9 protein-coding genes, 1 tRNA gene and 1 pseudogene are annotated in these 10,429 nt (G+C 60.6%); 3 read left to right on the forward strand and 8 right to left on the reverse strand.

Features of this window, described 5'->3' with window-relative positions; all coding sequences use genetic code 11:
* Positions 1-40 precede the first annotated feature (40 nt).
* Positions 41-520 carry a MaoC family dehydratase gene (locus JQ574_RS10210; RefSeq protein WP_212204201.1) on the reverse strand — a complete coding sequence of 160 codons (480 nt, stop codon included), beginning with the start codon at positions 518-520 and terminating at the stop codon, positions 41-43.
* A gap of 168 nt (positions 521-688) precedes the next feature.
* On the opposite strand from JQ574_RS10210, the gene JQ574_RS10215 reads away from it, so the two are divergent.
* On the forward strand, positions 689-1,603 hold the full coding sequence (locus tag JQ574_RS10215) for a DMT family transporter (protein WP_212204203.1): 915 nt from the start codon (positions 689-691) through the stop codon (positions 1,601-1,603).
* Positions 1,604-1,768: 165 nt separating this feature from the next.
* Here the strand turns inward: JQ574_RS10215 and JQ574_RS10220 are convergent, their stop codons facing one another.
* The 3 genes from JQ574_RS10220 to rplU all read right to left on the reverse strand — a co-directional run bounded on the left by JQ574_RS10220 (position 1,769) and on the right by rplU (position 3,320).
* Positions 1,769-2,362 (reverse strand): GNAT family N-acetyltransferase, encoded by a 594-nt coding sequence (locus JQ574_RS10220; RefSeq protein ID WP_212383471.1) that lies wholly within the window; start codon positions 2,360-2,362, stop codon positions 1,769-1,771.
* Positions 2,363-2,486: 124 nt separating this feature from the next.
* A complete protein-coding gene (rpmA, locus tag JQ574_RS10225) occupies positions 2,487-2,756 on the reverse strand; it encodes a 50S ribosomal protein L27 (RefSeq protein ID WP_192739055.1) in 270 nt (89 codons plus the stop codon).
* A 90-nt stretch (positions 2,757-2,846) separates the two neighbouring features.
* Positions 2,847-3,320, reverse strand: a complete 474-nt coding sequence (gene rplU / locus JQ574_RS10230; RefSeq protein WP_212204208.1) for a 50S ribosomal protein L21 — start codon at positions 3,318-3,320, stop codon at positions 2,847-2,849.
* Positions 3,321-3,706: 386 nt separating this feature from the next.
* Between rplU and JQ574_RS10235 the strand changes: the two genes are divergently transcribed.
* Positions 3,707-4,843, forward strand: a complete 1,137-nt coding sequence (locus tag JQ574_RS10235; RefSeq protein ID WP_212204210.1) for an ROK family protein — start codon at positions 3,707-3,709, stop codon at positions 4,841-4,843.
* A 306-nt stretch (positions 4,844-5,149) separates the two neighbouring features.
* On the opposite strand, the gene JQ574_RS35865 is transcribed toward JQ574_RS10235, so the two are convergent.
* Positions 5,150-5,473: an alpha/beta fold hydrolase gene (locus JQ574_RS35865; RefSeq protein WP_409411225.1), complete on the reverse strand. Its 324-nt coding sequence runs from the start codon at positions 5,471-5,473 to the stop codon at positions 5,150-5,152.
* Between the two features lie 19 nt (positions 5,474-5,492).
* Positions 5,493-6,011 (reverse strand): annotated as a pseudogene (locus JQ574_RS35870) (alpha/beta fold hydrolase); the annotation flags it as partial.
* Positions 6,012-6,151: 140 nt separating this feature from the next.
* Between JQ574_RS35870 and JQ574_RS10245 the strand changes: the two are divergent.
* Positions 6,152-6,241, forward strand: a tRNA-Ser gene (locus JQ574_RS10245).
* Between the two features lie 213 nt (positions 6,242-6,454).
* Here JQ574_RS10245 and JQ574_RS10250 read toward each other — a convergent pair.
* Both JQ574_RS10250 and JQ574_RS10255 read right to left on the reverse strand, forming a co-directional pair.
* Positions 6,455-7,273: a DUF4145 domain-containing protein gene (locus JQ574_RS10250; protein ID WP_212204214.1), complete on the reverse strand. Its 819-nt coding sequence runs from the start codon at positions 7,271-7,273 to the stop codon at positions 6,455-6,457.
* Between the two features lie 120 nt (positions 7,274-7,393).
* Positions 7,394-9,301 carry a competence protein CoiA family protein gene (locus JQ574_RS10255; protein ID WP_212383473.1) on the reverse strand — a complete coding sequence of 636 codons (1,908 nt, stop codon included), beginning with the start codon at positions 9,299-9,301 and terminating at the stop codon, positions 7,394-7,396.
* Positions 9,302-10,429 lie beyond the last annotated feature (1,128 nt).

Genomic DNA, 10,429 nt, shown 5'->3' on the forward strand with positions numbered 1-10,429 from the left:
CGCATATCGGGGCTCGCGGCGATCGAATGAGGCGGCGCGATCAGGTTGGCCGCTTGCGGATCAGAAATTTCTGCATTCCCTCCAGCACCAGTTCCTTGCGTTGGTTGAACACGGTCGAGCGCAGCGTCACCACGCCGGTGGTGCGGCCGGGGACCAGTTCGGTTACTTCAAGCGCGGGATAGATGGTGTCGCCGGCATAGACCGGCTTGAGGAACCGGCTCGACTGTTCGAGGAAACCGATCAGCGATTCCTCGACGATGTAAGGAAACAGCCCGGCGCCCGGCGCGGTGTGCACCAGGGTCTGGAATCCATGCGCCAGCAGGTCCGGCATGCCGCGGGCGCGGCAATATTCGACATCGTAATGGATCGGGTGGGTATCGCCGCTCGCGGTCTGGAACGCGGCGAACACGGCCGAGGTCTGGGTCCGGCTCGGGATCACGAAACGCTCGCCGAGTTTGAAATCCTCGAACCAGCGCTGCTCGGGCACCATGCGATGCTGTGCGGGGTCGAACTCGGCCATGGCGGATTTCCTGTTGTGCTCTGCGAGATGGCGTACCGGTAGCGCAGCAGCCATGCTGCGACAATCCGTTCAAATCGTCATGCGCGGGCTTGTCCCGGGCATCCACGCCTTTAAAACAACGACGCACCAAAACGTGGAAGACCGGCGCAAACCCGGCGCTTTGAGGAAATGTCCCTGTTCGCAAAACCATCCACCTATGACGAGCGTTCCGCGCGGCTGGCCGGCATCGGATTGATGCTGCTGTCGATCTTCATGTTCTCGTTCGGCGACGCGCTCGGCAAGTTCATGGTCGCGACCTATTCGGTCGGGCAATTGCTGTGGCTGCGCGCCTGCGCGGCGCTCCTGGTGCTGCTGCCGATCATCTGGAGGCAGCGCGCCGAATTCACGCGCCTGGAACGGCCCTGGCTGCAATTGCTCCGGGTAACGCTCTCCACGCTGGAAGTTGCCGCCTTCTTTATCGCGACCGTCTACCTGCCGCTCGCCGACGTCATCACCTATTATCTGGCGGCGCCGATTTTCGTCACGGCGCTGTCGGGGCTGGTGCTGGGCGAGCGCGTCGGCTGGCGGCGCTGGAGTGCGATTCTGATCGGCTTCGTGGGCGTACTGATCGCGCTGCGGCCGTCGGCGCAGACCGTGAGCTGGCCCGCGATGATCGCGCTCGGCGGCAGCCTGTCGTTTGCGCTTTTGATGCTGATCACGCGATCGCTGCGGGCGACGCCGGACATCGTACTGACGACAACGCAGTTTGGCGGCACGTTCCTGCTCGGCGCGGCGATGTCGCCGGTCGGTTGGGTAACGCCTACGCTCGGCAGCCTCGGCATGTTCGCCGCCGCGGGAGTGATTTCGGTGTGCGCGCTGCTGTGCATCAACCGCTCGCTGAAGCTGGCGCCGGCCAGCGTCGTGGTGCCCTATCAATATTCAATGATCGTGTGGGCGGTGATCTTCGGCTTCGTGGTGTGGGGAGATGTGCCGTCACCGGCGACCATCATAGGTGCCGCGATCATCATCGGCGCCGGACTTTACATCTTCCTGCGCGAGCAGCAGCTCGGACGCGAGGAGACGGTGGTTAATCCGCCGGCGTAGCTCCTCTGTCGTCCCGGCCTTGCGCCGGGACCCATACGCTGCGGCCTCTCGATGTAAGAAAGCTGTTCACCGACTTTCGCCCCACCACAAACGCCTGTGGTTATGGGTTCCCCGATGCGCTCTTGCGCATCTGAGCTCAAGGCCGGGACGACGGTGGAGAGAGCGCTACCGCTCCCGCCGCGTCGAACTGCCCCAGTTCTTCAGCGACGACCACACACTGCGAGAAAGCCGAAAACAATCGACCGGGGTCGACGATCCCAGCGCCTCGAAACGGTGCAGCTCGACGCCGCTCCACTGGAAGCCGCATTTCTCCAGGATGTTGCGCGAGGAGGGGTTGGCGACGCGGGCGCCCGATATCAGGTGCTCGGCATCGAATTCCTCGAAGTGAAAATCGATCACCGCGCGCGCAGCTTCGGTGCCAAAGCCCTGGCCCCAATGCTCGACGCCAAGCCAATAGCCGAGTTCCGGCGCATCCTGCTCGCGCCAGTCGATGCCGACCATGCCGAGCGGCGAATGGTTGTTCTCGATCAGGAACACGGTCGCCCGGCCGCCGCCCAACGCGCGCACGAGTTCGACGGCGTGATCCCTAGAGTACGGATGCGGCAGGCGGCGGGTGTTTTCCGCAATGCGGCGATCGTTGGCGAGGTACGCAATCGCTTTTACGTCCGCGAGCGTCGGCCGGCGCAAGGTCAGCCGCTCGGTCTCGAGGACGCATGGACTGGCTTCACGCAATGTCGGGGTCGGGATGTCCTGCAACATGTCGGGCTCCTGAAATGCGAAAACATACGCAAACAAAAAGGGAGGCCGGTTTCCCGCCTCCCCTTGGAGCCTTTTTTGACTCCGCCGGTTCAACAGGACCCGGCGGACTCATGTTGTCCACCGTCTATTCGGCCGCCTCCGCCATCGGAACAACCGATACGAAAGTGCGGCCATTGCCTTTTGCACGGAACTCGACGTGACCTTCGATCTTGGCGAACAGAGTATGGTCGGTGCCCATGCCCACATTAAGGCCGGGATGCCAGGTGGTGCCGCGCTGACGCGCGATAATGTTGCCGGGGATCACGTGCTCGCCGCCATACGCCTTGATGCCAAGGCGCTTGCCCGCTGAATCACGTCCGTTCCGCGATGAACCGCCTGCTTTTTTGTGAGCCATGGCCCGTCTCCAACTTCGCCGTAATCTAGATCAATTCCTTGACGGAATCATTTCACGCTTTGTCACGCATCAAATCTTGATGCGCTGATATTACTTCTTGGCTGCGGCCTTCTTGGCCGGAGCCTTTTTTGCGGCGGGCTTTGCCGCAGCCTTCTTGGCGGGCGCCTTCTTGGCCGCCGGTGCCTCGTCGCCCTCGGCGGGCGCCGCGACAACCTTTTCCTTCTTCGGCCGCGGGCCGATCGAAGGCTTGGCGTTATCGGCCAGGATCTCGGTGATGCGAAGCACCGTGAGCTCGTCGCGATAGCCGCGCTTGCGGCGCGAATTCTTGCGGCGGCGCTTCTTGAACGCGATCACCTTGGGGCCGCGCTTGTGGTCCAGCACTTCTGCCGCGACCGAGGCGCCTGCCACGGTGGGCGCGCCCAGCACCGGCGTGTCACCGCCGAGCACCAGAACTTCGCCAAGTTGCACGATCGTGCCGACGTCGCCGGCGATCTTGCCTATCTCGAGTACATCATTCGGAACGACCCGGTATTGCCGGCCGCCGGTTTTGATGACTGCGAACATCGTTTTATTCCTTCGTGTTCGATCCCGGCCTCGGACGTCGTCCCCATAGGGTCATGTCCGGGTCGGCTTTTTGGTCAGTCGTTATGGGTACGATTTTCGCACGGTCGGGGTGTGAACCCTCAAATTCGCGCAAAAACAAGCGGCGCGAGAAATCCCGCGCCGGATGCCGGGACTTATAGCCGCTGGCAGCCCCGAGTCAAGGCAAAGGAGCGCCAAAACTGGCCCAAAATGAGGGATTTGGGGTCAGAAGGGGCGAATGCCGAGTGCCGAATAGCGAATAAGGGGGCAACTCGCCATTCGCCATTCGCTATTCGCCACTCGCCCAAGTGAAACCAATGGGTTCCCCGCCCGTTGTGTCACCGAAATCCGGTTGGGCAAGGGCAAAAATGGCAGAGGACACAGTCAAAACCACGGGCATCGCCCGCCACGGCGCCAGCCGTCTGCCGTCCGTGGAGGTCGATAGTTTCAACATCGAGCTCAAGGACGATGACGGGTTTCTCGGCGACCGCGCCAGCAAAAGCGCGTTTCGCGAGATTTTGGAGGGGCTGCGCAAGCCGCTGAAGAAAAACGGCGACGATCCCTTGGGCAGGAGATCCACCGGCGATATTGCCAAGAGCGAGCTCGACGAGGTGCTCCTGGGCAAAGATGTCGCCGCTGCGGCGCTGGTGCACGGCGCGATCGAGGAATTCGCACAGGAACTGGCCTATGTGACCGGGCGATTCCTCAAGACCAAGGCCTGGGCCGATACCGAGCGCATCGTGGTCGGCGGCGGCTTCCGGCAAAGCCGGGTCGGCGAACTTGCCATCGCCCGCGCCGGCATCCTGCTCAAGGCCGAGGAGCATGAGGTCGATCTGGTGCCGATCCGTTTTCACCCGGATGAGGCCGGCCTTATCGGCACGCTGCATCTGGCGCCGTCATGGATTTTCGAGGCCCATGACAGCATCCTCGCCGTCGATATCGGCGGCACCAACATCCGCTGCGGCGTGGTCGAGTCGCGCTGGAAGAAGGCGCCCGATCTCTCCAAGGCCGCGGTGTGGAAATCCGAGCTGTGGCGGCATGCCGACGATGAGCCGACGCGCGAAGGCGCGGTGAAGCGGCTGGTCAAGATGCTGAAGGATCTGATCGCCGAGGCTGAAGCAGAGGGCCACAAGCTGGCGCCTTTCATCGGCATTGCCTGTCCCGGTGTGATCAATGAGGACGGCTCGATCGAGAAGGGCGCGCAAAACCTGCCGGGCAATTGGGAGAGCAGCAAATTCAATCTGCCGGAAAGTCTCGTGGAAGCTATACCGATGATCGGCGATCATGACACCGCGGTGTTGATGCACAATGACGGCGTCGTGCAGGGGCTTTCCGAGGTCCCTTACATGCAGGATGTCGAGCGATGGGGCGTGCTGACCATCGGTACGGGTCTCGGCAATGCGCGCTTCACCAATCGCAGGAAAGAAAACGGCAGGGGCGAAAAGGCCAAAGACAAGGGCGACAGCGACAAGGACGACAAGAAAGCAAAGAAGGGTAAAGATTAACGGGCGCGTTCGAGTGCGGTTAATGCCGGCGCACATCGGGCAAAACCCTTGAAAACAAGGGGCTGGAGCGATCTTCCCGCCTCCAGCGCTGCGCGCGATGAGAGTTCGCATCACGCGCGGTAAGGTTGACTGGTTAGGTTAAAACCGGGATCGCGTTGCCCTTTCCGCGCGCGCCGCTACCGTCAAATCGTCGCTCCAGCTGACCGGCGAAGCCGCACTTCCCGGCCAGAATTTCAAAGCAGCGGCACGGGGCCGTCAGTGTTTTGTCGCGTCTGGCGGCCCCACCTTTATCTCGACCTTCAATCCTCATTTCCAGCCGATGCGCTGAAAGAACGCCGCGATCTCGGATGCCGCGCGATCGGGATCCTCGCGATGCGCGAAGTGGCCCACGCCTTCAAACATCGCGAGGTCGAGATTTGAAAAAGTCTCGCCGAGCCGATCGGTCCAGGCGTAGGGAAACAGCGGGTCGTGTTCGGCCCAGCGAACGCAGGTCGGCAGATCGATCGGCGCCAGCGTGGGCGCCTCGCCCTTCAGCATGCGGATCCGCCCGGCATGCGCGCCGCGATAATACGCAAAGCCGCCGGCGAGGTTGCCGTCTTTGAGGAAATTGTCGACGAACGCTTCGAGCACGTCGTCGAACGCTCGGCTGCGATGGCTCCAGTGTGTCAGGAAATAACCGATATAGGCGCGGCAGCTCTCGCGGCTGGCGCCGATCAGTTTGGGTGCGATCTCCAGCTGGTTGCGACTGGTACCAGATATGGTTCAGCCGGTCCGGCTCCGCCATCCGCCGCCCGATGCCGGGATAGAGAAAATCGAAGAAGAACAATCCGGCGATGCGTTCCGGCGCGGCGCGCGCCATCGGCTGCATCAGCCCGCCGCCGACATCGTGGCCGACAATGCCGGTCTGCGCGAGGCCGAGCGCGTCCATCAGCGCCAGCATATCCGCGGCGTGCTGGTCGGGACCGTGCGGCCCGTTGGGCTTGTCGCTGTCGCCGAAACCGCGCAGGTCGGGCGCATAAAGCGTGAAGCGATCGGCGAGCCGCGCCATCACAGGCTCCCAGGTCAGCCAGAATTCGGGCCAGCCATGCAGCAGTAATAGGGGCTGTCCTTTGCCGGCGCGGGCGACATGGAACGCCGCGCCATTGGCCCGAATTGTCAAATGCTCCATTTTTCGGCTCCTTTTTTCAGATCCTGGGTACGCCTGGGCGTCAGCGAAAATCTTGCCCCCGCGCCTTGTCTGGCCCGCCGTCCTCGCCTAGAACTCGCCCCGACCGCGGGGCCTCGAGGAATCACCCCAAAATGGCGCCTGGAGAGGTGGCAGAGTGGTCGAATGCACCGCACTCGAAATGCGGCATAGGTGCAAGCCTATCGGGGGTTCGAATCCCTCCCTCTCCGCCACCCTACGCCCTGCGGGCTTCGGGTGGCAGGCCACGATGAAGCGGGTGCCACGCCGTTTTGAGTCCACCAAGGCGTGATGACGAGCCGCTTCTTACCCACGAGCACCGGCCGGAGACCGATTTAACGGATTTGTGGCTTTACCACCATCGGGTAGAGACCGAAGCCGCCGAACGCACGTACGACGCTAAGCAAAAGCGCTAGTTGGCCATCATCCTACGGCATGTCGGGCGCGGTGCGCGGATCGCCGGGAGTTTTACTAGCGTTCTGCTCCGGTGGGTTGGGAAGAGTGGACAACTGTGCGACGCAGCTAAACATCTCTGAGATGGACCGTCGGGGCTTCTTCGCCTCCGCTTCTCGTTCTTTGAACTCTTCGTAGCGGTCCGTCAGATCGTACACGTATTCGGTGATTGCATTGACGAACACCTGCAAATCTTGTGCGTCCTCGCGCGAAACGGTGATGTCTTCCGGATGTGCCGCAAGGTTTCGCATCGCTTGGAGGCTTACGCTCCAGTCGTAAAGTCGGTCATCGATGATCTTTCTATCACGCAATTCCCGAATGCCGGTTCCCAGCATCAACCGCTTCGTTGGCTTGGCTGATGGCGCATTCGCGGTGGCTTCCGGCTTCTCAGCCTTCTGGAGCACATCCCGACACAGTGCTTCAAGCGCACGGCCCAGCATTACGCAGGCTGCGATGTTGGCCCCCACTTGCAGGCAACGGTCCGCTTCCGCTAAGGAATGACTCAATGCTCCAGGAATGCGGTAGCTGGTAAACACCTTCGCCGGTTCGGGATACACGCGAACTACGTCGCCGAAGACGTCATCTTCCCAATCTTGGTAGCCTTGAAACCCGAATTGCTCCGCGCGTCCTACCAGAGGAATCTGGCAGCTGGGGCTGGGGCAATACCCGATGACGACTCTGTGTCCAATCGGTTCCCCCTCGTCATCGCCAGCATACGACCAATCAACTTGGCCTCTGTGTTCGGCCGCCACTTTGGCCTTGCAGCGGGGACAGTCGATAATGAACGTAGACATGAAGCACCGTTGTTGCGGAGTCTAAGGACCATGTCACGTTTGCTGCCTTAGGAACAGCATTCCTTGGAGCCTCGTTAGTGGATGCTCTCCACCACGTCCGGGTACTCCCCAAGGTCCCACTTATCGCTTCGCTACAATCTTGAGAAGGTCACGGCACTTCGCGAGCGTTATCCTATCGGTGCAATACTCAAGAGGTCGCTTGCCGCCCAGTGCTGGATATGGAGAGCGCATGAAGTATGGAGCCTTCTCGCCTAGCTCATTTTGAGCACTCTCCCACAGCAGCGACACAAACCCGTCAATTACACTCTGAGCTTTCCGTTGCGCATTGCGTCGACCAATTAGGACGCGCAACGTCCCAAGCGCGCGTTGCAGTCCCTCTGGATGAAGTGCTGCTAGACTTACAGGGCTCGTGCCATCGGGCGCGATTGCTTCAAGCCATGTCGCCGCCTCTGCGCCTAGATCGGCTTCAGCAGTTGAAGTGATGCTCGCAACGCGCGCCACCCGCGCTTGCTCCTCCGCTATGGCTTTCTGTGCGGCAAGTTCACGGGCGGCGTTTGCCTTGGCCTCCCGTCGCCGCTGGCGCTCTCCTTCAATTGGAAGTCGCAAACACAATTCAGCAATCGCCGCATCCTTGAAAACCATCCGCTCGATTCTGCGCAACGCTGCCAGCATATCGGCAAAGCGGACGCTGTCCGATTGAATCGCATTCGCGAACGATAGCTGAAATTCTGGTTGTTTAAGTTGCATCCATGCTTCTGCGTTAGTGGTGCCGCGTTCGTTCTCGGGCAGTTCGTTGAGAATTGCCTGAGCCACGTCACGCACAGTTTGAAGCCGCTGCTCTATGCGCTCCAACTTGGCATAGTGCTTTGCGATGCTGGCTAGCGTTTCGCTACTCGGCTGATAGCCGTAGTTCTGGTGGCCGTAACCGTAGCGTACCTGGGCGAGCACTCCGTTGCCCGCAAGGTGCTTCTTCAAGTATGCATCAATTGCTTTGTATGGAGTGAGAAAACCAATAGGACTCGACTCTAGCGCGGCTTCCAAATCTTTGGGAACGTAGTGGAAGGTGGGGCGGATCGCTCCAGCGCCGCGAAGCTCATCGCGGATCGCCGCGGTGGCAAGAGCCTTGGGAGCGAAGACGTAGTTGCGGATGATGTAGAGTTGCCACCGAGCGAGGGGCCATGTGAAGCAGCCACCACCATCAACCCTGACTCCAACATGATCCAAGAGTTGAGCTGCGCGCAACAAATCGTGGTCCGGCATTTCCGGCGGCGGCTGTTGTGAGATTGTTCCGACGCCCCTCCCATAGTCGTCAATCAACCGGTTCACAGCGTCTAGAAACGTTTTCCTTTTTGCAGCCTCCGCTGCTTTGTGTCTCTTGCGTAGCTCGGCGGATTTGGCGTCAATGGTGGGATGGAAAATCCATCTCCGGGGAGCATCGTGAATCACGGCTTGGGCAATCGCAGCACGATCCGCACGTCGAGACAAACCTGACAAATTGATCTCGATTGCCGCGACTCCGTTCGTTCGAATTCTCGCTATCTTCTCCGCATCGCAAACATGCGTAACGGCAATTTCAACGAGGAGAGCGTGACCGTTCTTGGATGCAACAACGTCGGGAATGATGTCGTCGATCGCACGGTCTTCAAGCACGACAGAGTCAAACTCAACTACGCCTTCAGGTCGGACCTGCTTATCCAGTAATTTGAACGACGCGCGCTGTTCGCACAGATGAAGCTTCTTGTGGTCCGCAATCGCTTCCTTCGCGAGTAAGTGGATAACCGTTTCCGGCCCGCCGCCATTGCAAGCGGTGTTCGCCGTGTGAGCAAAATGCGGCGTGGTCGGATGGTTGGTCCGGGCGATCAGCGGTTCTTTGCAGTTTTTGTCAGGGCAACGGCAACCACACCTTATTCCGTTGGCAACTTCCGAAATATGAGCGATTCGACCCTCGGGGCCGATAGCCCATGCCAGCGTGGCCCTCTCGGAGCCAAATCCGGCAACGTCATGCGCGGTGGCCGTGGAATCAAGCATCCGATATATTCGCAGGAAAAGGAGCGGGTGGAAGTAGAATCTAGTCGCGCCACTCGCGACGGCTCACCGGAGCGCGTTGGGTGGCAGTGCGCCATTTTTCCCCCCGACACAGGCTCCAAGATTGACGCTTAGCGTGGGGGTTGCTTGCAACTCGCCATGGCGTCGGAAGCGGGGGGCTAACTGTGGATAACCGATTATTTTGGGTAGCTTGTGAAAGCCGCTAACTGTTCGGCATCCATCCTGGTGACCTGCTTAAACGGGGACACCGGAAATGATCACTCTCCACATCTTCGAAAACCTCCGAACTGATCCGATCACGCTGGCAACGTTGATTGCCATCGCGGAAATGGTTCGTCGTCACAGGCGCGGGCGGCCGTGAGCAACGGCGCGCGGAACCGCGTCGTGCCGCGACGGGCGGCGGCTGTGGATATGTCGGCGCGCTCTGCCTAGCGAATCGTCTCCGAGAGCGAGTAGCCTTTCTGGCGAGGGGAGTAGGAGTAGTGAGACTATGGAAGTTGTTTTGACCGTTATGCGGATGCCGACCGATCCTTCGATCATCGGTGCAACCGTTCGCTTGGATGATCCCCGACCGGGTCGGGCGGGTTTCCAAACAAGCGCGGCACCGATGCCGCTACCGGAGGCGTGTCGCATGGCACGTTTTATCGAACGCCGCGCGGACGCGGAGGGAGTTTCAGTTCGCGATCCGATGCAGCTGCTGCGGCAGTGAAAGGCCAATCGGCGGCCCTGCAAATGCCTTCTGGCACGGTTGGGTCGGACGAAAGTGCCGCGACGTTCTGACCCGTCGGGCAAGCCGATTCCGATTTACAGAAGTCATGTCAAGCCCCAAAATAAAAAATATTTCGCTTTTCCGGAATGAAAATCAATGACACATATATCGCCATCCTGTCCCACTCGGAGGGGCGTTGGCCATCGTCACAACGAGGGGCAGGTCGCGGTGGACGCTGATGTCGCGCTTGACGCGCGCGGCAAAGGCGTACGGCGAAAGCGTGTGGTCCTGGCGCCCGTAACGGCGTCAAGCTCCGAAGAAGCTAACGCTTCCGAGGGGCGACGGTGGCAATAGAGGCCGTCTCACCGGGGAGAGCGCGTCATAAGCCGTAAAGCCATTGC

The organism is Bradyrhizobium sp. AUGA SZCCT0158 (assembly GCF_018130065.1).
GTDB lineage: Bacteria > Pseudomonadota > Alphaproteobacteria > Rhizobiales > Xanthobacteraceae > Bradyrhizobium.